This window comes from Microbacterium sp., from assembly GCF_044508325.1.
Classification (GTDB): Bacteria; Actinomycetota; Actinomycetes; order Actinomycetales; family Microbacteriaceae; genus Microbacterium.
The window spans coordinates 48,375-73,745 of the sequence record NZ_JBIQHX010000004.1; the positions used below are offsets into that span (position 1 = coordinate 48,375).

Below are 25,371 nucleotides of genomic sequence, written 5' to 3' on the forward strand. Positions count from 1 at the left end.
TCAACGTCATCCGGAGAGCGCTCGACCCGGAACGCCTGCGACCGGTGCAGCATCATCTGGTCACCGAAGGCGATTCGGTGCGATTGGAGCTCGCCCACCTCGACATCGACCTGGAGCGCTTCCTTCGGCTGGCGGAGCGGGACGACGACGAGAGCCGTCGTGCCGCGGCACGGCTGTACCACGGCGATGCGTTCTCCGACGAGCCCTATGCGGACTGGGCCCGTCACGTGCGGGAGGAGGCACTCCTCCTGCGCGCGCTGATCGACTGAGGCGCCCTAGGGCAGCACGTCCGCGCAGGCGAGCGTGCCGTTCGGGTACTCGATGACGCTGCCGTCGCCCTCGTTGAGAAGTTCCTGGAGCACGAGGCACTCGGTGGCTCCCGCGATCGTCGCGGTCGCATCGCCGTCGATCCGGAGCACGAGCGTGTCGCCGTCCCAGCGCGCCTCGCCGTTCTTCGACGCGAACGCCGCCGAGATCGAGGCGGCGATCTGATCGCGGTCGGTCCCGAACGCGTACTCGCCGTCACCGGGCGCTTCGACGGCGTCCGGCGCTGCGGCGTCGGGGGCCGGCTGCGGATCGGCCGACGGCGCCGGAGCCGCGCACGCCGCCACGGTGAACACCGCCGCGAGGGCGAGCGTGGCCACCGCGGACCGTGCGATCGTGTGGACTGTCATGAGACCTCCTCGATGCTGATCCTGCAGGCTATCCGCACGGATGAAAGTGTTCTGTGAGTCCGGCCACGGCGCCGGTGCCGGGATCCAGCCGCTAGCGTGACAAGCATGGACCTGCGCGTCGCCGCCTACGCCGTCGTCGTCGACGACGGCGGCCGGGTGCTCCTCGCGCACTGGAACGAGGGGCGCAAAGCAGCCTGGACCATGCCCGGCGGCGGCCTCGAGGAGGGTGAGGATCCGGAGCACGCGGCGCGCCGCGAAGTCCGCGAGGAGACCGGGTATCGGGTGCGCGTGGACGAGCTGCTCGGCATCCACTCCCGTGTGATCCCCGCAACCCGCAGGACCACCCCCGGCACGGCCGTCCCGCTGCACACCCTGCGGATCGTCTACCGTGCGACCATCATCGGCGGGCGGCTGCGCAACGAGGAGAACGGCTCGACCGATCGCGCCGAGTGGTTCACGCTCGAGCAGGTGCGCGGACTGCAGCGGGTGCGGCTGGTGGACATCTCGCTCAGGATGAGCGGGATGCTGTGAGATCCTTCGAGATGTCGGCCACCGTGGCCTGGAGGGAGGCGATGAGCGCGTCGGCGTCGACGAACAGGCTGTATCCGTGCGCGCCCGCACCCATCGCGACGCGCGTGCCGACGATGCGCTCGTCGGCGTAGACGGGCCAGGCGGTGGTGCTGCCGAGGGGGACGATCGTGCCCCGCTCGTACCCGGTCGCGGCGAGGGCCACGTCGCCCTCGGGGAGCTTCAGCCGGTTGACCCGCAGCAGCGCTCGCAGCTTCGGCCAGGAGATCGCCCGATCGCCGGGCACGAGCGCGAACACGAAGGTGTCGTCAGGCTTTTCGACCACCAGAGTCTTGACGATGTCGGCGGGCCGCAGGCCCAGCAGCTCCGCCGCCTCCGGCAGGCTCCTCGCGGCGGGCCGCTCGCGCAGCTCGATCTCGAGACCGAGGGCGGCGGCCGCCTCCCGCACCCGGGAGGTCGGGTCGGTCACGCGTCCGGCGCGCGCAGCGGGTCGTCGGCGACCCACAGCTCGTCGTCGGCGCGCAGCGTCTGCCACGCCGCGTAGAGCACGCCGACGGCGGCGGCGACGCCGAGGATGATCGCGATGACCCCGCCCGCGCCGATGCCCTTCTTCTCCGGGGCAGCCGCGGCCAGCTGGGCGGCGAGCCTCTTCGAGATCCCCTTCCCGCGCTTGTCCGCGCGCTTGGCGAGTGCCTCCAGATCCAGGTTGAGCTCGCGGCCGGCGGTCAGCCGCTGGCGTGTGTCGTTGGCGGCATCCCACACCGAGAGGGCGGAGCCGACGACCGCACCCGTCGCCGGGATGATGCGGTCGGTGAGCACCTGCTTGCCGACCTTAACGCCCTTGTCGACATAGGGTGCCGCGTACCGGTCGTACTTGGCCTGCACGGTCGGCATGATGTGCTCGCGGTTGTAGTTACCGAGCTGGCGGCCCGCCTCACGGGCGACGGCACCGGCCTCACCGACGAGCACCTGCTGGGATTCCCAGAGCTTGTTCGCCTGGTCCTGCAGCTTGCGGAGTTCCTTCTTGCGCTTGCGGCTGAGGCTCACGGGGCCCTCCCTATCCGTGGGATCGGTAGATCACCCATCTTGCCAGACCAGGCCCGACCCGCGAGGGGTTGCACGGAACTCTGAGACAATGTACCCATGCCAGTTCCCACTGCGGTCGCGACCCTGCACACCACCCACGGCGACATCGTCGTCAACCTCTTCGGAGACCACGCACCCCGCACGGTGCAGAACTTCACCGGTCTCGCCGACGGCAGCGCGGAGTGGACCGATCCGGCCACCGGCCGGCCCGGCGAGGGTCCGCTGTACAAGGACGTGATCTTCCACCGCATCATCCCCGGTTTCATGATCCAGGGCGGCGACCCGCTCGGCCAGGGAACGGGAGGACCGGGCTACACGTTCAACGACGAGATCCATCCCGAGCTGAACTTCGGCTCGCCGTACCTGCTCGCGATGGCCAATGCCGGACTGCGCCGCAACGCCATCACCGGTCAGGCCGAGGGCACGAACGGCTCGCAGTTCTTCATCACCACGGATCCGACGCCGTGGCTCAACGGCAAGCACACGATCTTCGGAGAAGTGGCCGACGCCGACTCGCGCGCAGTCGTCGATGCGATCAGCGCCGTCCCCACCGGGCCGGGCGATCGGCCGGTCGAGCCGGTCGTGATCAGCTCGATCGACATCGTCGCGGCCTGAGCGCCGACGCCGAGCCGCCGATGAGCTCTGCCGAGTTCTCGTCGAACCCCGACAACTTCTGCTACCGGCATCCCGACCGGCAGAGCTTCGCGCTGTGCCAGCGGTGCGGCCGGACCATCTGCGGCGAGTGCCAGACCCAGGCGCCGGTGGGCGTCATCTGCCCCGAGTGCATGCGCGAGCAGCAGAAGGCGATGCCCCGCGTGGCGCGCGCCGCCCGCCCGCGCGGAGCGAGCATGGCGCTCGTGCGCGACACCCGGCCCCTGGTGACCTACTGGATCATGGCCATCACCGCCGTCACCTACATCACGCAGCTGATCCCCGGCTCGCCCGTGCAGCAGTGGTTCGCGCTCAACAGCGCGCTGCTGATCCCCTCGATCGGCTTCGAGCCGTGGCGCCTGTTCACGGTGCTGCTCGTGCACGGCAGCTTCTGGCACATGGGCCTGAACATGCTCGCCCTCTACCTCATCGGCCGGAGCCTGGAGCCTCTGCTGGGGCGGTGGCGGTTCCTCGCCCTCTACCTGATCAGCGGTCTCGGCGGCTCGGTCGCCGTGGCCCTGCTGGCACCCGGGACCTGGGTGGTCGGGGCGTCCGGCGCCATCTTCGGGCTGTTCGGGGCCCTGCTGGTGATCGGCCGCCACATCGGCGCCAACGTCACCGGCATCGCGATCATCATCGGCATCAACTTCGCCCTGCCGTTCATCTTCGGCATCATCGGGGGCTCGCTGGCCGCGATCGCGATCTCGTGGCAGGCGCACCTGGGCGGATTCATCGTGGGTGCGGCTCTCGGCTTCATCTTCGCCCGCACGCGGGCGCTGCGGCAGCAGCGGCTCCAGCAGGGGCTGCTCGTCGGCGTGACGATCGTGCTGCTGGCCCTGCTCGTGATCCCGGCGACCCTGTACGTCTGACGCGGGGAATTACAGCGCTGTGATTCATCCCCAGCTGGGGATGAACCTGTGGATAACTCCTGCGGTCGGCCGCGACGCGCGTCGGCTACCGCCAGCGCGTGGTCATCAGGAAGCCGATGAACGCGATGCCGAAGCCGATCACGAGGTTCCACCCGCCGATTCCGGGGATGGGGTACGCCTGCAGGCTGAGGTAGAAGACGATGATCCAGAGCAGGCCGACGAGCATGAAGCCGACCATGAGCGGCTTGAACCACACGGGGTTGGGCGCGTCCTCGCGCTCACCCTCGACGATGGGCTCCTCGCCCTTGTTCGATCGTGCCATCCTCCCAGTCTAGGCCAACGGCCCGCTCAGGCCCGCTCAGTCCCGCGGGCTACACTCGCCGTGTGAACAGGGCGATCCGCGGCGTGACCGGCGTGCTGGGCGAGATCCTCATCACGGTCGGGGTCGTCGTCCTGCTCTACGTGTCCTGGCAGCTGTGGGTGGGCGACTGGATCATCGGCGCGCAGACCGACGCGCGGGGCCACGAGCTCGCGCAGGAGTGGGCCGCCGCCGACGATCCCGTGGTCGCGTCGTCCGAGCCCGCCGCGACGCCGGAGCCCGCGGAACCGGCCGCGGTCCCCGAGCCCGGGTTCGCCGACGAGTTCGCCCTGCTGCACGTGCCGCGTTTCGGCGACGGCTACGCCCGGACCATCGCCGCCGGGGTGGCGAAGGGCCGGATCCTCGACCAGGGGATGGTCGGCCACTACCCCGACACCCAGCTGCCCGGCGAGATCGGCAACTTCGCCATCGCGGCGCATCGCACCACCTACGGCGCTCCGTTCGCGCGGATCGCCGACCTGCGCATCGGCGACGCGATCGTGGTCGAAACACCCGACGGCTGGTACACCTACCGCTTCCGCACCCTCGAGTACGTGCGGCCGGATGCCGTCGAGGTGCTGCTCCCGGTGCCGCAGGCGCCCGAGGCCGTGGCCGCCGACCGCTACATCACGCTCACCAGCTGCTCGCCGCGGTACTCCAATGCCGAGCGCATCGTCGCCTACGGGCTGTTCGAGTCCTTTCAGCCGCGTGCCGCCGGCGCCCCCGCCTCGCTCGCCCCGGTGGGGGACGCCTGATGTACGCGGCACTGTGGCGGATCCTCCCCGGCCCGTGGTGGGTGCGGGTGCTCATCCTCCTCGCGCTGCTGGCGGCCGTGCTCTACGGCCTGTTCTGGTACGTCTTCCCCTGGGTGAGCCAGTTCGTGAACCCGCAGGAGGTCACGGTCGGATGACCCGCGTGCTCGTCGTCGACAACCGAGACAGCTTCGTGCACACCCTCATCGGGTATCTGCGCGAGCTGGGCGCTGACGTCGAGGTGGTCGAGGCCGACGAGATCGGGGATGGCCCATCCGGCGCCGGCGCCGTGATCGCCGGGTTCGACGCCGTCATGGTGTCGCCGGGGCCGGGCACCCCCGAGGGAGCGGGCGCCTCGGTCGACGTGGTGCGTGCCGCCGCAGAGGGCGGGATGCCGCTGCTGGGCGTGTGCCTGGGCCACCAGGCGATCGCCACGGCGTTCGGGGCGCGCGTCGGCCACGCGCCCGAGCTCATGCACGGCATGGTCTCGGCGGTGCACCACGACGGCTCGGCGCTGTACGACGGTCTGCCCGATCCGTTCTCCGCCGGACGATACCACTCGCTCGCGATCGCGCCCGAGACCGTGCCCGCCGACCTCATCGTGACCAGTCGCACGGACGGCGGCGTGATCATGGGCGTCGCCCACCGCACGCTGCCGATCGTCGGGGTGCAGTTCCATCCGGAGAGCGTGCTCACCGAGGGCGGGTACCGGCTGCTGGCGAACTGGCTGGCGAGCGTGGGGATGCCGGACGCCGTCGCCGCGGCGGAGGGACTGCGTCCCTAGCCCGGGTCAGCCCGAGCAGACGGTCAGCTGCACGGTCGCGTGCACGGGCGCCTCGCCGGGCGGGATCGACTGCGCGATCACCGTCGGCGGGTCCGTCGCGGCGCAGGACGGATCGTCGACGCGCTCCACGGTCAGACGCGACTGCGGGCCCTCGAGCTCTTCGGTGGCCGCCTGCAGGGTGAAGCCGGTGTAGTCCTTGATCACGACGCGGCCGGTCGCCACGACCAGGTCGACGGTGGCGCCCTTCTCCAGCTCGGTGCCCTCGGCGGGGTCGGTGGAGATCACGATGCCCGCCGCGAGGTCGGGGTCGTTGCGCTGGGCGACGACCCCGAGCGTCAGGCCCGCGGCCTCCAGCGCGGACACGGCGTCCGCCTGGGCAGAACCCACCACGCCGGGAACGGGGACGGTCTCCGCGCCCTCCGACACGTACACCGTGATGCGCTGCTCCGGAGTGACCGTCGCGCCCGCTTCGGGGTCGGTGCGGATGACCCTGCCGGCCTCGACCGTGGTGCTCGGCTGATCGACGCGGTACGGGATGAGGTCCTCGGCCTGCAGCATCTCGTTGGCGTCCTCGTAGGTGCGGTCGGAGACATCGGGCACGATGCGGGAATTGGCGGGCAGGCCGGAGTCCGGCTGGATGGAGATGACGAAGAAGACCACCGAGAGGATGAGCACGGCGAGCAGGGCGACGCCCGTCCAGATCCACGCCACCGGCGGGCCGGACTGCGTGCGCTTCATGGTGGTGTCGGTGCTCAGCTGCCGCAGGGTGCGGGCGGTCTCGGCGGCCTGCCGCGGATTCGGGCCGTACAGCTCGCTGGTCAGCGCACCCACCGCGCGCTTGGACGGCGACCGGCCGTCGACGGTCGCGTCGAGCGCCTCACGGAACTGCGCCGCGTCCTGGAAGCGCTGGAACGGGTCCTTGGCCAGCGCCCGCAGCACGAGCGCATCGAGGGCCCGCGGCACCTGGGGGTTCACCTCGGACGGCGGCACCGGGGTCTCGCTGACATGCTGATACGCCACCGCCACCGGCGACTCCCCGCGGAACGGCGGACGCCCGGTCAGCAGCTCGTAGAGGACCACCCCCGTCGAGTAGAGGTCCGCCCGCCCGTCGACCGGTTCGCCCTTGGCCTGCTCGGGCGAGAAGTACGACGCGGTGCCCAGGATCGCCGTGGTCTCGGCGACGGTCGACGACGAGTCGGACACGGCGCGGGCGATCCCGAAATCCATCACCTTGACCTGACCCGCCGACGTGATCATCACGTTCCCCGGCTTGATGTCGCGGTGCACGACGCCGGCGCGGTGCGAGTACTCGAGCGCCTCCAGGATTCCGTCGACGTACCGGACGGCATCCGCGACGGGGACCGGCCCGGCCGCGATCACGTCCTTCAGCAGGGACCCGTGGACGAGCTCCATCACGATGAACGGGACCGGGTGCGTCGAGCCGTCGGCATCCGTCTCGCTGTCCTCGCCCGCGTCGTACACCCGCACGATCGTGGGATTGGCCATCCGCGAGGCGGCCTGCGCCTCCAGCCGGAACCGGGTGCGGAACGTGCTGTCGCGCGCGAGGTCGCGTCGCAGCACCTTGATGGCGACCGGGCGGCCCAGCGTCAGATCGTAGCCGCGGTACACCGTGGCCATGCCGCCGCGGCCGATCAGCTCGTCGACGCGATAGCGCCCCGACAGCACGCGAGCCTCACTCGTCACGGACACTCCCCCTGAAACGGTGCCAGCCTAACGGACGGATCGTCTCGGCCCCGGCTCAGCCGTCGTCGCCGCCCTCATCGGCCGGAGCGACGATGGAGACATCCATCGGCGGCGACGAACCCGACTCGTTGCCGCCGCACGTGGCGGTGTAGGTGGCGCTCACCGTCGACCCGACTGCGCCGTTGACGACGATGTCGGCCTGACGCACGCTGGGCTCGAAGCTGCGCTCGCTGCCGCCGGCCGCGAACTGCGCGCCCGAGACGGTCACCGTGTAGGCGCTCAGGACGCCGGTGCCGGACGGGCAGGTGAAGTTCGCCCAGTTCAGCTGCACCGTCGCACCCGCCTCCACCTGGTTGGCGGGGTTGCCGCCGACGGTGATGTTCGGCGCGGTCTGCGGCGCGCCGATCGAGACCGGCGGACCGTAGTAGGTCACCGTGATCGTCGTGCCGGCCGGCACGCGGCCGGTCGGGTCGACGGAGTAGATCTGACCCTCCTGGTCGGAGGAGCCGGCGGCGTTGCCCTCGATGCACGAGGCGACGAGGTCGTTGTCCTCGAGCACGACGCGCGCCTCGTCGCAGGTCATGCCGATCAGGCCGAGCTCGCCGACGTTGACCCGGTCCTCGGTCGGGGTCGGCGTCGGAGTGGTCGAGGTCGGCGTGGGCGTGGGCGAAGTCGTGGTCGGCGCGGGACCGCCGCCCTGGTTGGCGAACAGGGCGAACAGGGTGCCGCCGAGCACCAGCAGGAGCAGCACGATCAGCGCGATGAGCGGCCAGGTCCACGGGCTGCGCTTGCGCTTGGCCGGAGTCTCGGTCGCTGTCGCCGTGGTCGCGGCGGTCGCCGCCGGCATGATCCGCGTCGCGTCCTCGGTGGCCAGGCCCGTTCCCAGCAGCTGGGTGACGTCGTCGCTGCCGGCGCCCCCGGCGATCGCCGGCACGGCGGCGGCCGCAGCGGCCACGTCGCCACGGCGCAGCGCGGTGGCGGCGCGGGCGACGGACGCGGCCGATGCCGGGCGGTCTTCGGGCTTCTTGGCGATCATCGCCATCACGAAGTTCTGCACGGGCTCCGCCACCGTCGGCGGCAGGGCGGGGGGCTGCTCGTTGATCTGCGCCATCGCGATGGCCACCTGCGACTCGCCGGTGAAGGGGCGCTTGCCCGCCAGGCACTCGTACGCGACGATCCCGAGGGAGTAGATGTCGGTGGAGGGGGATGCCGGGTGCCCCGACGCCTGCTCGGGCGACAGGTACTGCACCGTTCCCATCACCTGGCCGGTCGCCGTCAGCGGCACCTGGTCGGCGATGCGCGCGATGCCGAAGTCGGTGATCTTCACCCGCCCGTCCGGCGTGATGAGCAGGTTCCCGGGCTTGATGTCGCGGTGCACGAGCCCGGCCGCATGGGCCGCCTGCAGAGCGGCCGCGGTCTGGGCGACGACGTCGAGCGTCTTGTCCGTGGACAGCGAGCCGTCGCGCTCGAGGATCGTCGACAGCGCCTCGCCGGGCACGAGCTCCATGACCAGGAACGCCGAGCCGTTCTCCTCGCCGTAGTCGAAGACGCTGGCGATGCCCTCGTGGTTCACGAGGGCGGCGTGGCGGGCTTCGGCGCGGAAGCGCTCGAGGAACCCGGGGTCGCCCATGTACTCGTCTTTGAGGATCTTGATCGCGACCGTGCGTCCGATGACGTGATCGGTCGCCTCCCAGACCTCTCCCATGCCGCCGATCGCGATCCGCGACTGCAGCTCGTAGCGACCGCCGAAGGACACGCCCTGTGTTGGCCTCATCGGTTCAGCACCGCCTCCATGACCTTCTTCGCTATCGGGGCCGCGATGGTGTTGCCGAAGCCCGACTGACCCTGTCCCCCGCCATCCTCCACGACGACAGCGACCGCAACCTGCGGATCATCTGCGGGTGCGAACCCGGTGAACCACAGGGTGTAGGGGTCGGTGTCGCCGTTCTCTGCTGTGCCCGTCTTCCCCGCCACCTGGACGCCCTCTATTCTTGCATTCCCCGCCACGCCGTTTTCGACGTTGCTGACCATGAGCCCGGTCATCTCGGCGGCGAGGCGCTCGTCGAGGGCGCGGCCGAACTCGCTGGGGTCGAAGGTCTGCTGCACCGACAGGTCGGGACCGATCACCCGGTCGACCATCATCGGGTTCATCACGACGCCGCCGTTGGCGATCCCGGCCGACACCATGGCCATCTGCAGGGGCGTGGCCCTGACATCCCCCTGCCCGAATCCGGTGAGCGCCGTCTGGTCGTCCGACAGCGCCCTCGGGTAGGTCGACGGCGTCGATTCCAGGGGCATCGTGAACGACCGGTTGAAGCCGTACTTCTCCGCCTCGACGCGGATCGCGTCGTCGCCCAGCTCGACGGCGAGCTCGGCGAACGGGATGTTGCAGCTGAGCCGCAGCGCGTCGGCGATGGTCACGGTCGGCGCGCCGCCGCAGTCGCCGCCGCCGGAGTTCTGCACCTGCGTGTTCGTGCCCGGAAGGGTGTACCGGATCGGGTTGGGCAGTGTCGACTCGGGGGTCCACTCGCCGCTGGCGAACGCCGCCGAGGCGACGACGAGCTTGAAGGTGGACGCGGGCGGGTTGAGGTTGCCGCCGATCGCCCGGTTGTAGAGGGGATGCGTCGGGTCGGCGTCCAGCTCGTCGAACGCCGCATTGACCTCGGTCGTGTTGTGCGACGCGAGCAGGTTGGTGTCGTAGCTGGGGCTGGTCACCATCGCGAGGATGCGGCCGGTGTCGGGCTCGATCGCGATCACGGCGCCCTGCAGATCGCCCAGGGCCTCGAAGGCGACCTGCTGCACCGCCGGGTCGAGGCTCGTGACGACGTTCGAGCCGCGGGGCGGCTTGCCGGTGAGGATGCGCTCGATGCGCGAGAGGAACTGCGATCCGCCCGTGCCGCTGAGCTGCTGGCTCATCGCCTGCTCGAGTCCGGTCGCGGAGTTGAGGACGGGGTTGATGTACCCGGTCACCGGCGCCCACATCTCGGCGTCCGTGTACACCCGCTGCCAGCTGTACAGGTCGCCGGAGGGCACTGAGGTCGCGATCGGGATGCCGCCGGCGATGATCGCGCCGCGCTGCACCTCGTAGCTGTCGTAGAGAGCGCGCTTGTTGGCGGGGTTCGCCGAGAGCGCTTCGGCCTCGACCACCTGGATCCAGCTGGTCGCGCCGAACAGCGCGAGGAACATGATCAGCATGAGGATGCTGAGGCGTCGGAGCTCCTTCGTCACCGGTCCCGCCTCCTCTCCGGCGCGACAGCCGTCGGTCCCTGAGCCTGTCGAACGGTCATCAGCCGATCACCACCCGTGGGCGGCTGCGCACGGCGTCCGAGATCCGCAGCAGCAGCGCGACGATGATCCAGTTCGCCACCAGCGACGAGCCGCCTGCCGCGAGGAACGGGGTCGTGAGGCCGGTGAGCGGGATGAGGCGGGTGACGCCGCCGACCATGATGAACACCTGGAGCGCGATCGTGAACGAGAGGCCGGTGGCCAGCAGCTTGCCGAAGTCGTCCTGCCCTGCCAGTCCGATGCGGATGCCGCGGCTGGTGAACACCATGTACAGGCACAGGATCGCGAACACGCCGATGAGCCCGAGCTCCTCGCCGAGGCTCGGGAAGATGTAGTCGCTCTCCGCGAGCGGGGTCAGATACGGCCGGCCGCGCCCCAGTCCGGTGCCGATGAGCCCGCCCTGGGCGAGCCCGAAGATGCCGTTGACCAGCTGGAAGCTGCTGTCGTCCATGAGGTCGGGGTTGAACGCGTCCAGCCAGTTGGTGAAGCGCGCACCCACGTACGGGAGGATGCGGGATGCCGCGAAGGCCCCCGCCGCGGCGAGGATGACGCCGATCAGCACCCAGCCGGTCTTGCCGGTGGCCACGTACAGCATCGCGACGAACATGCCGAAGATGAGCACGCCGGTGCCCAGGTCGCGCTGCATCACGATGATGACCAGGGAGATCACCCACACGACCAGCAGCGGCGCGAACTCGCGCACGCGCGGCCACGTCATGCCCAGGAACCGGGTGCCGGTCGAGGTGAGGCTCTCGCGCGTGCGGACCAGGTAGCCCGCGAAGAACACCGCGAGGAAGAGCTTGGCCAGTTCGCCGGGCTGGAACGAGAAGATGCCGAAGTCGACCCAGATGTCGGCGTTGCCGCCGGCGCTCAGGCCGGGGATGATCGGCAGGACCAGCAGCACGATGCCCACGAGGCCGGACAGATACGTGTAGCGGAACAGCACGCGGTAGTTGACGAGGAAGTAGACGACGAGGATCGCGCCGACCAGGGCGATCAGCGACCAGGCGAGCTGTCGTGTCGAGTAGGCGGCCCAGCCGTGGTATCGATGGGCGATGTCGAGGCGGTAGATCATCGCGATCCCGAGCCCGGTCAGCAGGGTGGCGATGGGGAGCACGAACGGGTCGGCGGCACGCGCGCGCAGCCGCAGGAGGATGTGCAGCGCGATGGCGAGGGCAGCCGGTCCCCCGCAGTAGATGAGGAACTTCGCGTCGATCACGCCGGTGGCGCCCAGCTGCACGAGGGCCACGGCGCCGGCGTTGAGGATCAGCGCGAACACGAGCAGGGCGAGTTCGCGGTTGCGCTGGGTCTGCGGCACGCGGATCTTCTTCAGGGCCCGCACCACGGCGGTGTCGGCGGCCAGGTCGGGAGCGGTCATCCGGTCACCTCCCGTCCTTCGGGCGCAGGCGCTCGACGATCTCCCTGGCCTCGTCGAGCGAGCCGGCCGAGATCGTCTCCTCCACGGCGAGACGCTGGAAGTAGGTCAGGTCTTCGAGCGGGATCCCGGTGTCCTCGTAGGGACTGGACAGCGGGATGGGGCCGAGGTTCTGCTGGATGCCCTGGAACACCACCACCGTGTCGAGGTCCGCGCCGACGTAGAAGCGGGTCTGCGTCCAGTTGTAGGCGGCGATGAGGCCGCCGACGATGAGGGCGATGACGATGACGAACCCGACGATCCAGGTGATGCGCCGGCGCCGGGCGCGGCGCCGATCCTCTTCGATGAGCTCTTCGAGGAAGTCGGCGTCGGGCTCGTAGTGACTCGGCTCGTTCGCCGCCTGGCGGGCGGGGTGCAGCCAGCTCGGGCGGCCGGAACGGGCGGCCGGCACAGCGATGCCCTCGGGGTTGGAGGCGGAGCCGACGATCGTGGGGGTGCCCGTCAGGAGCGGATGCTGACCGCCCACGTCGACGATGACGACCGTGACGTTGTCGGGCGCGCCGGCATCCAGCGCCTGCTTGAGCAGGTTGTCGGCCGTGCGGGCCGGAGCCAGCCCCAGCCCCATGGTCTTGGCGGTGTGCGCATCGTCGACCACGCCCGACAGCCCGTCCGAGCAGAGCAGCCAGCGATCGCCCGGCTGGGTCGGCATGATGAACGTATCGATCTCGGGGTCGGTGTCCATGTCCCCGAGCACGCGCATGAGCACGGAGCGGCGAGGGTGGTAGCGCGCCTCCTCGGGTGTGATGCGCCCCGAGTCGACCAGGCGCTGCACGAACGTGTGGTCGGCGGTGATCTGGGTGAGCGCGCCGTCGCGATAGAGGTAGATGCGCGAGTCGCCGATGTGCGCGATCACCGCGTAGTCGTCGACCATGATCAGCGCCGAGACCGTCGTTCCCATGCCGGCCAGCTCGGGGCGGCGCGCGACCATGTCGATGAGGTCGGCCGCGGCGTCGGTGATCGCCTCCTGCAGCGTGCGCTCGGCCTCGGTGGTCGAGTCGAAGTGCCGGTCGAGATCCTCCAGGCGTGCGATCGCGATGCTCGACGCCACGTCGCCGCCGGCGTGGCCGCCCATGCCGTCGGCGACGACGAACAGGTTGGATCCGGCGTACCCGGAGTCCTGGTTGTTCGAGCGGACCTTGCCGGTGTGCGAGATCGCAGCGCTCGAGCCTTCGAAGACCATGCCGCCTTACTTCCGCAGCTCGAACGTCGTGGCGCCGACCTTGATCGGCGCGCCCACGAGCACGGGCACCGGGGTCGAGACGCGCTTGCCGTCGTGCCAGGTGCCGTTGGTCGAGTCGAGATCCTGCAGCATCCACTGGTCGCCCCAGAGCATGAGGCGCGCGTGCTGGGTCGAGGTGTAGTCGTCGCGGATCACCAGGCCCGACTCGCTCGAGCGGCCGATCGTCAGCGGCTCGGTGCCCAGCGGCAGCTCCATCCCGGCCTTGGGGCCCGACGTCACCACGATGCGCCCTGCGGTCGCCGTCGTCGCCTGGGTGGTGCTGTTCGAGCGCGGCGAAGGCTTCGCCGCGGGCGTGGGCGGCAGCGGGCCGGTGGCATCCACCCTTCCGGCGGCCGCGGGCTCGGGCATCTTCCGCACCCGGACGCCGAAGAGGTCGGCGCGCAGCGAGTAGACGACCGCGAACACGAAGAACCACAGCAGCAGCAGGAATCCGATGCGCAGCAGCAGAAGGGTCAGCTCGCTCACGAGGGGCGGCCCCTCTCGACGGTGGGAAGCGGCGGCTTCGGCGGGATGGGCGGCGTCGCCTGCGGCACGATCCGGAAGATCACGTCCGTGCGGCCGATGCGGACGACGGTGTCGGGCGCGAGCGGCGCTTCGCGGAACTTGCGGCCCTCGATCGTGGAGCCGTTGGTCGAGCCGAGGTCGCGGACCATGCCGCGCTCGCCGTCCCACAGGATCTCGATATGCTTGCGGCTCGTCCCGGCGTCGGCGACGGTGATGTCGGCGTCGCTGCCCCGGCCGATCACGGTGCGGGACTTGGTGAGGGGATGCCGCACGCCGTCGATCTCGACCACTGCGCGCCAGGAGACCTGGCCGGCGGCGGTGCCGGAGTCGACCTGGATCGTGCCGGTGGGCACCGTGTCGTCCTCGGTGATCGTGATCGACACGGGGCCGGCGAAGCTGTACCCCTGCGACTTCGCGTGCTTCTGGACCAGGGTGTCGAGCTCTTCGCCCAGGGTCGGGCCGAGGGCGCGCATCTTCTCGTCGTCGCTCGGCGAGAGCCGCACGGTCAGCGAGTTCGGGGCCAGGATGCGGTCCCGGCTGACCACTGCCGCCTTGGTGTCGAGTTCGCGGCGCAGCGCGGATGCGATCTCGACCGGCTGGATGCCGCTGCGGAAGGTCTTTGCGAACGCGCTGTTGACCGCGCGTTCGAGACCCTTCTCGAAGCTGTCAAGTAGTCCCACGGGGTTCCTCGTGCCGGGTTGGATGGTAGAGACATGCTAGTTGGCCTCGCTGAATCGTGCCGGGGTGCACGCCGGTCCGGGCCGGACCGGAGGGGACTGGATGCCGCCGCGCGCCGTGATATCCTCAGGAGGTTGATCCGCGGGCGACCGCGGTTCGCGCGAGTGGCGGAATAGGCAGACGCGCTGGCTTCAGGTGCCAGTGCCCGAAAGGGCGTGGGGGTTCAACTCCCCCCTCGCGCACACGACGCAGATGGCCCCGACCCGGGATACCCGGGCGGGGCCCTATCTGTTCCCGACGCGACGCTGGCTGCCGGTCTCAGCCGCTCACCGCCTGCCACAGCTCGGTGGCGGGAGCGAGGTACCGTTCGCGGGGACCGGCGACGTTCGGGGTGAACCAGGCCTGGAACTCGGTGTGCAGGATGTCCTGCACGTCCTCCGCCGACGTCGCTTGCGCCAGTCGCGGCGTGATCGTGCCTGCTTCCGGCTGGTACTCGTCGGCGGGGGCGCCGGCCTCGATCAGGCCGAGCGGGTCGTGCCGACGGAGGAGCACTGTCACGTCGGCGGCAGAGAAGTGGGTCATGCCCACACCATACGGCGGGATGCGGGCCGGTGAGCGTCCCGTCGGCACGCCGAGTTCACACCCCGTCGAGGGCGGGGGTCAGCACGTAGACGATCTCGTCGATCTCGCGGCCCAGTGCGGGCGCGTGCATCGGGGCCCGGGAGAGCTCGGTGAACCCGTTCCGCTCGAACACCGCGATGGCGCCGGCGTTGTGCGCGGCGACCCGTCCGAACAGGGGCCGCTCGGGCTCGCGGGCCACCAGCAGTCGCAGCGCCTCGGTCGCCACGCCGCGGCCCCAGGCGTGGCGGGCGAGCCAGAAGCTCACTTCGCGGTCGGCGCCCACCGCGAACGACGCCGCGGTGCCGGCGAAGCCGCCGTCCTCGGTGACCACGAGCAGGTCGACCTCGTCCGACGCGCGGCGTCGCGACATCCACTCGTCGAAAGCGTCGCGGTCGTCGGGGTCCTCGGCGCCGAAGGCGACCATCTCGGCGGCGTCGCGGTCGCGCATCATCCCGAAGATCGCGTCGAGGTCGTCGTCCTCGACGGCGCGCAGGTCGACGTGCCGCATGGACACACGATACCGAGGCGCGGTGTCAGGCGATGCCCTGCTGGCGGCGGACGATCGCCTCGGCGGCCGCACCGTCGCGCCGCGCGATCGCCTCGCGCAGCTGCCGAAGCAGGGCGGTCCGCTGTTCGGGGTCGCGCATGTACGGCGTCCACGACTCGACGCTGCGCTGGAAGAACAGCCCCGCCTCGCGCATGACCCGCAGATACACACGATTGCCCGAGGTCTTGCTCACCAGCTCGAACAGACCGGCGCTGGCCTGGGTGAGCGCCCGGTGGTCGTCGGCGATGGATGCCTCGATCATCCGATCCACCCAGTCCAGCTGCGTGGCCAGCTCGTCGTCGGTGCACCGGGTCAGCGACATCCGCAGGCCGAACCCGACCGCATAGACGAGGTACTCGTGGGCCTCGTGGATGAGAGCCTCGTCGTGCTGCGAGACGCGGGTGTAGCGGTTGGCGGAGACCTCCACGAGGCCGATGCGCTGCAGTCGCTGCAGGGCCTCGCGCACCGGTGTCCGCGAGACGCCCAGCGCCTCGGCCAGCTCGACGTCGCGCAGCCGCTGGCCGGGGGCCAGGCGACCGTCGCGGATGGCTGCGCCGAGCACGGCGTACACCTCGTCACCGAGGACTGCACCGCCGGGCTCCAGCGGCGAGAGGGGGAGCTCGGTACTCATCAGACGGTGCGATTGTATGCCTCCCACCTGGAAGCCCGTTTCGCCCTGTGCAAAGCCACAGAGGAATCTGCCGCCAGACTGATATATCGGCTAAAGTGGCAACGCCGCGCCACGCGCGGCCTATCCGGGGGGATCCGTCGACGCCCGGGCTGTGCGGCCGCAAGCCCCGCCCGGGCGTCGAATGGGCTTCAGGCGCCCCGTTGCGCGGCGTCCGATTCTCACATTTGTGTCACCATGTGCGGTCGATCCGCGTTCGTGTCGCCGTGTACGGCTAGCGTGGGACCATTCATCCCCTGCGGCCGTTCGCGGTCGCATACAACGAACGGCATGGAATGAGCACTACCGGCACCGTCAAGTGGTTCAACGCAGAGAAGGGCTTCGGCTTCATCGCACCAGACGACGGCGGCGCGGACGTCTTCGCGCACTACACCGCAATCGAGGCGAGCGGATACCGCTCGCTGGAAGAGAACCAGCGCGTCGAGTTCGAGACCGCTGAAGGCCCGAAGGGCCTGCAGGCGGCGAACATCCGACCGCTGTGAGCTAACCCCCGCGGACCAGCTCGATGCCGGCGCCGGCGAACTGTCGCAGCGTCGCATCGGGCAGGAACGCCTTGGTCAGCCCCACGCCGATGCGCGTGAGGTCGGCCTCGTCGCGGTAGACCAGATGCATGGTCTCGTACCGCGGATTGAACTTGCCCTTGAAGCGGTGCAAGGACTGGAAGCCGTAGACCGGCTCCAGCGCGGCGGCGAGCTTCTCGCTGAGCGCCGCGATCATGCCCGCGTCGGGCGGGTAGTCGTGCGTCAGCGGTGCGCCCGACAGCGACAGCAGCTGGGCACCCTCGTCGCGGAAGTGCGCCGCCGAGCTGCCGATCAGGAACTCCATCACCGGGCCGAACCCGCCCTCGCGGCGGCGCATGAGGTCGAGCGTCCAGCCGCGGACGACCCCGTCGCCGCCGTAGATCGGCAGCCAGGACAGGAACCCGTCGACATCGCCGTCCGGCGAGATCGCGAGCGCCAGCCGGACCTCCGGATCCTCGGCCTCGGCGAGTGTGCCGAGGGTGAAGCCCATCTCAGGCAGGCCCTTGTCGCCCACCCACATCTCCGAGATCGCCCGCAGCTGCGCCTGCACACCCCATGACTCGTCGTGCAGGTGCGTCATCCGGAAGGTCATCTCCTCGCGGCCGGCCCGGTTCAGCGACGTGCGCACCGTGGCCCACCGCTTCCCGGTGAACTCGAGTCCGGGCAGGTCGACGATGGTGTCGTCGGCGACGACCAGGCTGTGCCACCCCTCGGGAGCGGCATCCCTGGTGGCATCGCTGCAGCTGAAGAAGCAGGGGGTCAGCCCGGCGCGCTGGGCCATGTCGATGAACTCGCGCACCGACTGCGCGCGTCCCTCCTCCGGGCCGAGGGGGTCGGCGAGGGCGAGGGCGACGCCCGCGCGGCGCTGGTACGCCACGATCCCGGTCGATGTGCGAGCGTAGGTGTTCCCCTCCCACGTGGTCATCCACGACAGCGTCCCGCCGCCGTGGGCGCGCAGCATGTCCTTCACCTCGTCGAGGGACGGGGTCTCGCCCCGGCCGACCGTGCCCTTGCGCTTCCATCGGAATGCGTGGCGCACCCAGATGAGGTAGACGAGCATGAACAGCCACAGTGTCGAGGTCGCCAGCAGCAGCGACGGGTCGCCAGAGATGTCGACCTCGGCCTCCTGCCAGCGGACGACGGTGAGAACGAGCAGCAGCAGGGCGCCCGTGGCGATGTTGAAGATCGCGAGGATGATGCTGACCACCCACGCCCACCGGCGGGCGCGCCGCAGGCCCTCGGCGACGACGAGGATGACCACGACGTCGATCGCGATGTCGATCCACGACCCCGAGCCGGGCTCGGTCTCGCCGAACAGCCCGTCGGTCGGCACGAGCAGCACGATGACCTCGAGGGCGCCGAGCAGGATCAGGCCGAGGAACGCCACGAACCGCTGCTCGCGCACGGTCGCGCGCTGGACGTGGAGCGTGCGGTCCACCGCCAGCACCAGGAAGACCGCCAGGGCGTGCTCCAGTTCGGCGATCTCGCCCCAGAAGATGAGCGCGACGATGACGAAACCCAGCAGCACGAGCCACGCGCGCGCGCGCCACGGCGCCCGGAAGAGCCCGACCGACGCCGCGATGCAGGCGAAGGCCCCACCGCTGAAGCCGACATCGAGCAGCGTCGCCCCGTGCACCGCCCACGGCCAGCCCGTGAAGCTGAAGGCCCAGAAGATCAGCGCGGCGCCGAGGACGGCGAACAGCTGCCCGACCCAGAAGTAGGCGAACATGACCCGCCAGCCGCGCTTGTACTCCAGGAACACCATGCCCAGCATCGCGACCGCGACGATGGGGTAGACCCACGGATGGCCCTGGAAGAACGTGCCGGTGATCGGCGTCCACCATCGCCCTGCCTCGAGCGCCGGAAGACCGTAGGCGAAGGTCTCCCACGCCGGGCTGTCGGCGAACGGCGTCCACAGCGCTCCGCTGACCACGCCGACGATGAGGATCACGACGATGAACGCGATCGTCCCCGGCAGACGACGCACGACGGCGAGCACGGGGTTCCTCTTCTCTGCGGTCGCTTCGGCAGGGGGTGCGGTCATGGCTTGCCTCCGCTGGTCAGTCTGTCGTAATCGGCCAGGGCCTGGGAGTCCTCGGCATGCCGCATGGCGCGCCGAGCCGCATCCAGCGCCTCGACGGGATCGGCTGCCTGCCGGGCGGCGGCCAGCTCGCGCTGGGCGGCGGCCAGGCGCACGCGGGCGTCGGCGGCGGGGTGGGTGTGGGCGGCGGATGCCTCGGCCCGGGCGACTGCCCCGCGCGCCGCGGCGAGGGTTCCGGGCAGGGCGCTGCGCGCACCGCGCAGCCGCTGCTGGGCGGTGCGCGCGTCACCGAGCGCCATGTCGAGCCGGTCGCGCAGCCGCGCGATCCGGTCGACCGTCTCGGTGGGCCGGCGCGGCGCCGCCGGAAGCAGCGCGTCGAGCGACTGCTCGGCCTCGGCCACGGCGACGCCGAGCCGGTCGCTGTCGACCGGCTCGAGCGACTCGCGGGTGACCGTCGCCTGACGGATCGCGGATCGTGCGGCGGCGATCTCGTCGGGCACCGCCTGCGCGGCCTGCGTCACCAGCCGGTGCGACTCCTCGAGGGTGCGGGCCGCCTCCTGAGCGGCCCGCAGCGCCCGCTCCGCCTCGGCGAGGGTCGACAGGGCCGAGGCCGTGGGGTCGTCCGCCTGTTTCGCGGCGGTGCCCAGCAGCTGCTCGGCGCGCTCGGCCTCGGCGAGCGCCGTCGCCGCGGCGTGCGAGGCATCCGTCCACTCCGTCTCGTCGAACCGGGCCGACAGATCGGCGACGAGGGCCGACGGGTCGCCCATCGCATCGCGCAGCGCGTCGAGTCGGCGCCACGCCGCGGCGACCTGATCTCTGGCCGACACGTTGGCGCGCATCCAGGCGGTGTGCTCGGCGCGTGCGGCCGCCACCTGCGCGAGAGCCTTGTCCGCGGCGGCGGAGATGCGGTCGGAGGTGTGCGAGATCTCGCGCGGGAGCAGATCGGCCGAGAGCAGGGTGCGGTACTCCTCGAAGAGGGCGTCGCGGGTGTGCTGGGTCGACATGCGGGCCCGGCGCAGCGACGGCGGGGCGTCGCCCCCGTACAGGGCGCCGGACAGACCCACCTCGAGCTCGAGATCGTCGACGGCGTCGTCGAGGGCCACCAGCTTGGCCCCGGCTACCTGGCGTCGCGCATCGGCGGCGGAGCGCGCCTTCGGTCCGCGCGCGGCGCGCCGCAGCCCCCAGATCAGCGCCGCGACGGCGATGGCGGTGACACCGAACACGACCGCGGCCGGGATCGCCCAGCCGAGGATCGCGGCGACCGCCTCAGGCATCCAGCCCCTCCCGCAGGAGCAGGGCGCGCAGCTGGTCGACGTCGTCGACGGATGCCTGCGCCCCCTCGGCCTCGTGCGGCCAGCTGAACCCCCATCGCACGAAGATGACGGGCACGCCGTGCACGGCGCCGCCGTCGATGTCGTGGTGGCGATCGCCGACGAGCACGGCGCGGTCGACCGGGGCCCCGGCCGCCTCGAGCCGGCGCAGCGCCTCCCCCACGACCTCGGCCTTCGAGCTGCGGGTGCTCTCGTCGGCCGCGGCCCCCACCACCGCGCTGAAGTACGGCGTCAGGTCGAAGTGGTCCAGGAGCGCCTCGACCTGCACCTCGGGCTTCGAGCTCGCGATCGACTGCGGCACCCCGGCGGCGTGCAGCTCGTGCAGCAGCTCGGCCATGCCCGGCATCAGCCGCACGTCGGTGGTGTACCCGTCCTTCAGGGCGAGCTCGCGGTAGTAGATCAGCGCCTCGGCCGCCTCGGCGGGGCTCATGCCCAGCTGCACCTGGAACGACTCGAACATCGGCGGCCCGATCCAGTGCGCCAGCTCGGCGCGGGTGATCTCGGGGCGCCCGAAGCGCTGCAGCGTGATGCCGAGCCGGCGCAGGATGCCGTCCGAGGCATCCACGAGCGTGCCGTCCAGGTCCCACAGGACGCATGAGAACGGTGAGCGCAGCGCCATGTCACCACCTTATGGGGCAGTGCGGCCGCTGTTCAGAAAAGGCGCGGGGCGCCGGATTCCACGCCCTTCATCTGGTCGTAGTCGAGCGTGACGCAGCGGATGCCGCGGTCGGTCGCCAGCACGCGCGCCTGGGGCTTGATCTCCTGAGCGGCGAACACGCCGGTCACCGGGGCGAGGTGCGGATCGCGGCCGAGCAGCTCGAGGTAGCGGGTCAGCTGCTCGACGCCGTCGATGTCGCCGCGGCGCTTTACCTCGACCGCGACGGTGCCGCCGGCCGGGTCGCGCAGCAGCAGGTCGACCGGCCCGATCGCGGTCGGGAACTCACGGCGCACGAGGGTGAGTCCCTCGCCGACGAGGTCGACCTGCTCGGCGAGCAGGCGCTGCAGGTCGGACTCGACACCGTCCTTCTGCAGCCCCGGGTCCACGCCCAGCTCGTGCGAGGTGTCGTGCACGATCTCGTGGATGCGCACCAGCAGCGCATCGCCCGTCTTGGTGTGGGTGACCCGCCACACCTCGACGACTCCCGATTCGGATGCCTCGGCATCCGGCTCCTCGACCGTCAGCACGCACGGCGGGCTCATCCAGTTGAGCGGCTTGTAGCTGCCCCCGTCGGAGTGGACGAGGAGGCTGCCGTCACCCTTGTGGACCAGCAGGCGGGTGGCCAGCGGCAGGTGCGCGTTGAGCCGGCCGGAGTAGTCCACCGAGCAGCGGGCGATCACGAGGCGCACCCGACGAGCCTACCCGGGGCGTCGGGGGTGGGAGGATCGAGGGATGGCGGAGCGCGGGGCGGGCGGGGCGGCGCGGCGACGCGCCAGCCTCACCATCACCGCGCTCACGGTCGGCACCGCGCTGAACCCGCTGAACTCGTCGATGATCGCCGTTGCGCTGCTGTCGCTGCAGAGCGACTTCGGTCTCGATCTGGCCACGGTGACCTGGGTCATCACCGTCTTCTACATCGCCGCGATCATCGGCCAGCCGCTGATGGGGCGCATCATCGACGCCCTGGGGGCGCGCCGCATCTTCCTGGTCGGCATGGTCGTGGTGGCGATCGCCGCGGTGCTCGCGCCGCTCGGCGGCTCGTTCGTGCTGGTGTGCGTCTCGCGGGTGCTGCTCGCGATCGGCACATCGGTCGCGTTCCCTGCCGCCGTCGCGCTGGTCGGCCAGCTCTCGGCGGCCGGAGGCATCCCGGTCCCGCGGCTGCTGGCCCGCATCCAGGTGACCAACACCGCGGGCGCCGCGGTGGGGCCCGTGCTGGGCGGGGTGCTCGTGCTGCTGGCGGGATGGCAGGCGGTGTTCCTCGTGAACGTCCCGCTCGCGGTGGTGGCGTTCGCGGGAGTCGCCGTGCTCGCTCCGCGCGATTCCCCGCGCGAAGGGGTGTCGCCGGGGCGGCTGTTCGTCAACCTCGATCCGGCGGGCGTGCTGGCATTCGCCGTGGGGATGTCGGCGCTCGTGGTGTTCGCCCTCGACACCTCCGCGGGCCTGGACTGGTGGCTCCTGGCGGTGGGCATCGTCGTGCTCGCCCTGTTCGTCTGGCGGGAGTGGCGCGCGAAGCTGCCGTTCATCGATGTCCGGATGCTGGCGCGCAGCGCGACCCTGCGCACGGTGTATCTGGCCTTCACGCTGTTCAGCGCCCTGTTCTACCTCGCGTTCTTCGGGCTGCCGCAGCTGCTCGAGGACCGCGGCGGGTACTCCACGGCCATCGTGGGCGTGCTGATGCTGCCGCTGGCGGCGTTCACGGTCGTGCTCGCGCCGCTGGTCGCCCGGATCGTCGAGCGGCGCGGCGCACGGGCGGTGTTCATCGGCGGCGCGGTGATCCTCGTGCCCGCCGCGGCGAGCCTGGGGCTGGGGGTGGTGACCACCGACGCGATCTGGATGCTGGCAGCCGCCGCCGCCATGGGGATCCCGTACTGCGTGATCGGGCTGGCGGCCACGCAGACCATGCAGCAGGCGGCCCCGGCCGGGCAGATCGGCGCGGCGTCGGGCCTGCTGCAGTCGACCCGCTACCTGGGGGCGATCATCGCGACGGTGGTGCTGGGGCAGGCCATCGGCACCGGCATCACGCCCGAGGGGTGGGCGGTGGTGGCCGTGGCGGCGACGGTGCTCGGGCTCGCCCATCTCGCTATCGTGGTGATCGGAACGCGGCGGATGCCGCGGACGGCGGAGTGATGGACGCACTGGGATGGTTCGTCGCCGCCATCGTGGCGGCGACCGTCGTGCTGCCCTTCGTGTGCATCGTCGGGTTCGTGTCCGCGCGGCGCAGGGCGCGGCGCGGCGCGGCGCCTTCGGGAGCCGCCGTGCTGGGCGGCGCGTTCGACGAGTTCTTCCACCCGTCCGCCGCCGACGCCCGCCTGATCATCGAGGAGCAGCGGCGCGCGCGGGTCGCCGTCCCGGCACCCGGCGATCCCCCCGGCGAGGTCTTCGACGGCCGAGTGGTGATCGAGGTCCCCGAGCCCTGACCTTCCCGCCGGGCGACACCGGGCGCACTGTGACGAAATGTGTACCCGGATGACGCTGTGTGCAGCCGTGTGTCGGCGTGTGTCCGCGGCGGTGCGTCCGGCTGCTGCTGCTGGCTACCTTCGCGGCATGACCAGCACAAACGACACCATCGCCACCCCCGACACCGCCCTCGACCCCCAGCTCGACGCCGAGCTCGACGCCGCCGCGGAGCGCGCCCAGCGCCTCGCGGCCGCGGGAGCCGCGTGGAGCGAGCGCATCGACGCCGACCGGTCGGTCGCGCAGCTCACCTACCGGGTTCGCGGGGTGGGTCAAGGGGCGGTGGCGACCCGCGTCACTGCGGGCAGCCACGAGTTCGTCGTCGACGAGCCGGCAGCCCTCGCCGGTGACGACGTCGCCGCGAGCCCGGTCGAGTACGCGCTCGGCGCCCTGATCTCATGTCAGGTCGTGGTGTACCGGCTCTACGCGGAGGCCCTCGGCATCCCCTTCGACGAGATCAGCATCACCGCCGAGGGCGACCTCGACGCGGCGCGGCTGTTCGGCAAGGACGACACGGTGCGCGCCGGATTCAGCGACGTCCGTCTCGCGGTCGAGGTGACCGGGGGCGAGGCGCAGGAGCGCTATGAAGAGCTGCTCGAGGTCGTCGAGCGGCACTGCCCGGTGCTCGACCTGTTCGCCAACCCGACTCCGGTGACCGCGACGCTCACGACGAGGCAGCCCGCCTAGTCCTCGAGGTCGGCGCGGACATGGCCCGCCCCGACCTTCGAGCCGGCGATCGGCCTTGCCGCGCCGGAGGCGAACCCGGACAGCGCGGTGAGTCCGACGATGATCCACAGGGTGCTCAGGATGCCGACCTGGTGGCTGATCCAGCCCAGCACCGGGGGACCGAGCAGGAACGCGAGATAGCCGATCGTCGCCGCAGCCGACACCGAGGCGGCCGCCTTCGTCGGGTCGTCGGCGGCCGCCGACATCCCCACCGGGAATCCGAGCGAGGCGCCCGCGCCCCACAGCGCCACCCCGACGAACGCGAGCGGCATGTTCGGGGCCAGGATGAACAGCACCAGGCCGGCCCCGGCGGTCACGGCGAGCACCCGCAGCGTCCACACCCGTCCCATGCGGTCGACCAGCGGCCCGCCGAGGATGCGGAACACCGTCATCGCCACCGAGAAGACGGTGAGCGCGATCGCGCCCATCGCCTCGGTCTGGGCGTGCCCGTCGACCACGGCGATCGCGAGCCAGTCGTTCGCGCTTCCCTCCGCGAACGCCATGCCCAGCATGATCGCGCCGAGCGCGTAGGTGCGCGGATCGCGCCACACGGCCACCACCTCGGCGAAGCGCTGGCGGCGCGTCGGGGCCGGCGCCTGGTCGTCGTAGGCGATCTCACGGTCCGGCACGAAGACGAGCGAGACGAAGCCGACCGCCACCACCACCAGGCCCGCCGCCGACAGGTGCCAGCCGAGCCCGACCCCCCACGCGGTCATCGCGACGCCCACGCCGGCCCCGGCGACCGTGCCGATGCTGAAGAACGCGTGGAACAGCGGCATGAGCGTCTTGCCGAACGAGCGCTCGACCGCCGCCGCCTCCACGTTCATCAGCACATCGGTCGAACTCATGCCGAGGCCGAACAGCACGAGGCCGGCCGCCGTCAGCGCGAACGATTCCGCGAGCTGGGTGCCGAGTCCGATGACCACCAGCGCCGCTCCGATGACCGAGAACGTCAAGATCATGCCGCGGCGTGCGCCCCAGCGCGCGACGATGACGTTGGCCAGCGACAGGCCGACGATGGCGGCCGCCCCCGCCACGAACAGCAGCACGCCGATCCCGAAGTCGTCCACGTCCAGGGCGGTCTTCACCGCCGGCAGCCGCGAGGCCCACGAGACCAGTGCGATCCCGTTCGCCAGGAAGATCGCGAAGATCGCGGTGCGCCAGCGGACGAGCTGCGCGCGGGTGAGCACGGGATCCATGGCGGCGAGTCTATCGAATCGATTCGATCGCTGTCAC

At 71.0% G+C, this 25,371-nt stretch carries 30 protein-coding genes and 1 tRNA gene; 12 read left to right on the plus strand and 19 right to left on the minus strand.

The genetic code is table 11. The features are described 5' to 3' along the window. A partial coding sequence (locus ACIWQI_RS04565) for a hypothetical protein (RefSeq protein WP_396655928.1) occupies positions 1 to 269 on the plus strand: 269 nt, incomplete at its 5' end. A gap of 6 nt (positions 270 to 275) precedes the next feature. Here ACIWQI_RS04565 and ACIWQI_RS04570 read toward each other — a convergent pair. Next, positions 276 to 674 carry a hypothetical protein gene (locus ACIWQI_RS04570; protein WP_396655929.1) on the minus strand — a complete coding sequence of 133 codons (399 nt, stop codon included), beginning with the start codon at positions 672 to 674 and terminating at the stop codon, positions 276 to 278. A gap of 105 nt (positions 675 to 779) precedes the next feature. On the opposite strand from ACIWQI_RS04570, the gene ACIWQI_RS04575 reads away from it, so the two are divergent. Continuing rightward, entirely contained in the window at positions 780 to 1,205 is a 426-nt protein-coding gene (locus ACIWQI_RS04575) for an NUDIX hydrolase (protein WP_396655930.1), read from the plus strand. Here the strand turns inward: ACIWQI_RS04575 and ACIWQI_RS04580 are convergent. Then, positions 1,183 to 1,671, minus strand: a complete 489-nt coding sequence (locus ACIWQI_RS04580; protein WP_396655931.1) for an aminoacyl-tRNA deacylase — start codon at positions 1,669 to 1,671, stop codon at positions 1,183 to 1,185. The two genes, ACIWQI_RS04575 and ACIWQI_RS04580, sit on opposite strands and share 23 nt — an antisense overlap. Next, positions 1,668 to 2,249: a DNA helicase gene (locus ACIWQI_RS04585; RefSeq protein ID WP_396655932.1), complete on the minus strand. Its 582-nt coding sequence runs from the start codon at positions 2,247 to 2,249 to the stop codon at positions 1,668 to 1,670. Before ACIWQI_RS04585 ends, ACIWQI_RS04580 begins: the two co-directional genes overlap by 4 nt. A 96-nt stretch (positions 2,250 to 2,345) precedes the next feature. Here ACIWQI_RS04585 and ACIWQI_RS04590 point away from each other — a divergent pair, with 96 nt between their 5' ends. Further along, positions 2,346 to 2,903, plus strand: a complete 558-nt coding sequence (locus ACIWQI_RS04590; RefSeq protein WP_396655933.1) for a peptidylprolyl isomerase — start codon at positions 2,346 to 2,348, stop codon at positions 2,901 to 2,903. Positions 2,904 to 2,923: 20 nt separating this feature from the next. Then, entirely contained in the window at positions 2,924 to 3,808 is an 885-nt protein-coding gene (locus ACIWQI_RS04595) for a rhomboid family intramembrane serine protease (protein ID WP_396655934.1), read from the plus strand. A gap of 85 nt (positions 3,809 to 3,893) precedes the next feature. Here ACIWQI_RS04595 and ACIWQI_RS04600 read toward each other — a convergent pair whose 3' ends face one another. Next, positions 3,894 to 4,130 carry a cell division protein CrgA gene (locus ACIWQI_RS04600; protein WP_396655935.1) on the minus strand — a complete coding sequence of 79 codons (237 nt, stop codon included), beginning with the start codon at positions 4,128 to 4,130 and terminating at the stop codon, positions 3,894 to 3,896. 62 nt (positions 4,131 to 4,192) lie between these two features. On the opposite strand from ACIWQI_RS04600, the gene ACIWQI_RS04605 reads away from it, so the two are divergent. Genes ACIWQI_RS04605 through ACIWQI_RS04615 form a run of 3 tightly spaced genes read left to right on the plus strand, consistent with a single transcriptional unit; the run spans position 4,193 to position 5,702 of the window. Beyond that, complete coding sequence (locus ACIWQI_RS04605; RefSeq protein ID WP_396655936.1) at positions 4,193 to 4,921, plus strand: class E sortase; 729 nt, start codon at positions 4,193 to 4,195, stop codon at positions 4,919 to 4,921. Next, positions 4,921 to 5,076, plus strand: a complete 156-nt coding sequence (locus tag ACIWQI_RS04610) for a hypothetical protein (RefSeq protein ID WP_396655937.1) — start codon at positions 4,921 to 4,923, stop codon at positions 5,074 to 5,076. The genes ACIWQI_RS04605 and ACIWQI_RS04610 overlap by 1 nt, the downstream gene beginning before the upstream one ends. After that, positions 5,073 to 5,702 carry an anthranilate synthase component II gene (locus ACIWQI_RS04615; RefSeq protein WP_396655938.1) on the plus strand — a complete coding sequence of 210 codons (630 nt, stop codon included), beginning with the start codon at positions 5,073 to 5,075 and terminating at the stop codon, positions 5,700 to 5,702. Before ACIWQI_RS04610 ends, ACIWQI_RS04615 begins: the two co-directional genes overlap by 4 nt. A gap of 6 nt (positions 5,703 to 5,708) precedes the next feature. Here ACIWQI_RS04615 and pknB read toward each other — a convergent pair whose 3' ends face one another. From pknB to ACIWQI_RS04650, 7 genes are read right to left on the minus strand one after another with little or no spacing between them, the layout of a single operon-like run. Then, the gene (gene pknB / locus ACIWQI_RS04620) at positions 5,709 to 7,406 is read right to left on the minus strand and encodes a Stk1 family PASTA domain-containing Ser/Thr kinase (RefSeq protein WP_396655939.1); all 1,698 of its coding nucleotides are present in this window, start codon (positions 7,404 to 7,406) and stop codon (positions 5,709 to 5,711) included. 55 nt (positions 7,407 to 7,461) lie between these two features. Beyond that, positions 7,462 to 9,180 (minus strand): serine/threonine protein kinase, encoded by a 1,719-nt coding sequence (locus tag ACIWQI_RS04625; RefSeq protein ID WP_396655940.1) that lies wholly within the window; start codon positions 9,178 to 9,180, stop codon positions 7,462 to 7,464. After that, a complete protein-coding gene (locus ACIWQI_RS04630; RefSeq protein WP_396655941.1) occupies positions 9,177 to 10,634 on the minus strand; it encodes a peptidoglycan D,D-transpeptidase FtsI family protein in 1,458 nt (485 codons plus the stop codon). Before ACIWQI_RS04630 ends, ACIWQI_RS04625 begins: the two co-directional genes overlap by 4 nt. A 58-nt stretch (positions 10,635 to 10,692) precedes the next feature. Continuing rightward, on the minus strand, positions 10,693 to 12,069 hold the full coding sequence (locus ACIWQI_RS04635) for an FtsW/RodA/SpoVE family cell cycle protein (RefSeq protein ID WP_396655942.1): 1,377 nt from the start codon (positions 12,067 to 12,069) through the stop codon (positions 10,693 to 10,695). 4 nt (positions 12,070 to 12,073) lie between these two features. Continuing rightward, complete coding sequence (locus ACIWQI_RS04640) at positions 12,074 to 13,306, minus strand: Stp1/IreP family PP2C-type Ser/Thr phosphatase (RefSeq protein WP_396655943.1); 1,233 nt, start codon at positions 13,304 to 13,306, stop codon at positions 12,074 to 12,076. 6 nt (positions 13,307 to 13,312) lie between these two features. Then, the gene (locus tag ACIWQI_RS04645; protein ID WP_396655944.1) at positions 13,313 to 13,831 is read right to left on the minus strand and encodes an FHA domain-containing protein; all 519 of its coding nucleotides are present in this window, start codon (positions 13,829 to 13,831) and stop codon (positions 13,313 to 13,315) included. Beyond that, positions 13,828 to 14,550: an FhaA domain-containing protein gene (locus ACIWQI_RS04650; protein WP_396655945.1), complete on the minus strand. Its 723-nt coding sequence runs from the start codon at positions 14,548 to 14,550 to the stop codon at positions 13,828 to 13,830. Before ACIWQI_RS04650 ends, ACIWQI_RS04645 begins: the two co-directional genes overlap by 4 nt. Positions 14,551 to 14,706: 156 nt before the next feature. Between ACIWQI_RS04650 and ACIWQI_RS04655 the strand changes: the two genes are divergently transcribed. Beyond that, a tRNA-Leu gene (locus ACIWQI_RS04655) sits at positions 14,707 to 14,790 on the plus strand. Positions 14,791 to 14,866: 76 nt separating this feature from the next. Here the strand turns inward: ACIWQI_RS04655 and ACIWQI_RS04660 are convergent. From ACIWQI_RS04660 to ACIWQI_RS04670, 3 genes are read right to left on the minus strand one after another with little or no spacing between them, the layout of a single operon-like run. After that, positions 14,867 to 15,130 (minus strand): hypothetical protein, encoded by a 264-nt coding sequence (locus ACIWQI_RS04660; RefSeq protein WP_396655946.1) that lies wholly within the window; start codon positions 15,128 to 15,130, stop codon positions 14,867 to 14,869. Between the two features lie 55 nt (positions 15,131 to 15,185). After that, positions 15,186 to 15,677 (minus strand): GNAT family N-acetyltransferase, encoded by a 492-nt coding sequence (locus tag ACIWQI_RS04665; RefSeq protein ID WP_396655947.1) that lies wholly within the window; start codon positions 15,675 to 15,677, stop codon positions 15,186 to 15,188. Positions 15,678 to 15,702: 25 nt separating this feature from the next. Then, positions 15,703 to 16,347, minus strand: a complete 645-nt coding sequence (locus ACIWQI_RS04670) for a GntR family transcriptional regulator (RefSeq protein WP_396655949.1) — start codon at positions 16,345 to 16,347, stop codon at positions 15,703 to 15,705. 332 nt (positions 16,348 to 16,679) lie between these two features. On the opposite strand from ACIWQI_RS04670, the gene ACIWQI_RS04675 reads away from it, so the two are divergent. Then, on the plus strand, positions 16,680 to 16,886 hold the full coding sequence (locus ACIWQI_RS04675) for a cold-shock protein (RefSeq protein WP_396655950.1): 207 nt from the start codon (positions 16,680 to 16,682) through the stop codon (positions 16,884 to 16,886). Between the two features lies 1 nt (position 16,887). Here ACIWQI_RS04675 and ACIWQI_RS04680 read toward each other — a convergent pair whose 3' ends face one another. The 4 genes from ACIWQI_RS04680 to nucS are packed head-to-tail and all read right to left on the minus strand — an operon-like array spanning position 16,888 to position 21,644. Continuing rightward, complete coding sequence (locus ACIWQI_RS04680; protein ID WP_396655951.1) at positions 16,888 to 18,969, minus strand: bifunctional lysylphosphatidylglycerol flippase/synthetase MprF; 2,082 nt, start codon at positions 18,967 to 18,969, stop codon at positions 16,888 to 16,890. After that, positions 18,966 to 20,240 (minus strand): hypothetical protein, encoded by a 1,275-nt coding sequence (locus ACIWQI_RS04685; RefSeq protein WP_396655952.1) that lies wholly within the window; start codon positions 20,238 to 20,240, stop codon positions 18,966 to 18,968. Before ACIWQI_RS04685 ends, ACIWQI_RS04680 begins: the two co-directional genes overlap by 4 nt. Further along, positions 20,233 to 20,916 carry an HAD hydrolase-like protein gene (locus ACIWQI_RS04690; protein ID WP_396655953.1) on the minus strand — a complete coding sequence of 228 codons (684 nt, stop codon included), beginning with the start codon at positions 20,914 to 20,916 and terminating at the stop codon, positions 20,233 to 20,235. The genes ACIWQI_RS04685 and ACIWQI_RS04690 overlap by 8 nt, the downstream gene beginning before the upstream one ends. A 32-nt stretch (positions 20,917 to 20,948) precedes the next feature. Continuing rightward, positions 20,949 to 21,644 carry an endonuclease NucS gene (gene nucS / locus ACIWQI_RS04695; protein ID WP_396655954.1) on the minus strand — a complete coding sequence of 232 codons (696 nt, stop codon included), beginning with the start codon at positions 21,642 to 21,644 and terminating at the stop codon, positions 20,949 to 20,951. 43 nt (positions 21,645 to 21,687) lie between these two features. Between nucS and ACIWQI_RS04700 the strand changes: the two genes are divergently transcribed. From ACIWQI_RS04700 to ACIWQI_RS04710, 3 genes are all read left to right on the plus strand, one after another. Continuing rightward, positions 21,688 to 23,082 carry an MFS transporter gene (locus tag ACIWQI_RS04700; RefSeq protein WP_396655955.1) on the plus strand — a complete coding sequence of 465 codons (1,395 nt, stop codon included), beginning with the start codon at positions 21,688 to 21,690 and terminating at the stop codon, positions 23,080 to 23,082. Continuing rightward, entirely contained in the window at positions 23,082 to 23,372 is a 291-nt protein-coding gene (locus ACIWQI_RS04705; RefSeq protein WP_396655956.1) for a hypothetical protein, read from the plus strand. Before ACIWQI_RS04700 ends, ACIWQI_RS04705 begins: the two co-directional genes overlap by 1 nt. Positions 23,373 to 23,499: 127 nt before the next feature. Next, the gene (locus tag ACIWQI_RS04710; RefSeq protein WP_396655957.1) at positions 23,500 to 24,096 is read left to right on the plus strand and encodes an OsmC family protein; all 597 of its coding nucleotides are present in this window, start codon (positions 23,500 to 23,502) and stop codon (positions 24,094 to 24,096) included. Here the strand turns inward: ACIWQI_RS04710 and ACIWQI_RS04715 are convergent. Next, a complete protein-coding gene (locus ACIWQI_RS04715; protein WP_396655958.1) occupies positions 24,093 to 25,334 on the minus strand; it encodes an MFS transporter in 1,242 nt (413 codons plus the stop codon). The genes ACIWQI_RS04710 and ACIWQI_RS04715 overlap by 4 nt on opposite strands. Positions 25,335 to 25,371: the final 37 nt, after the last annotated feature.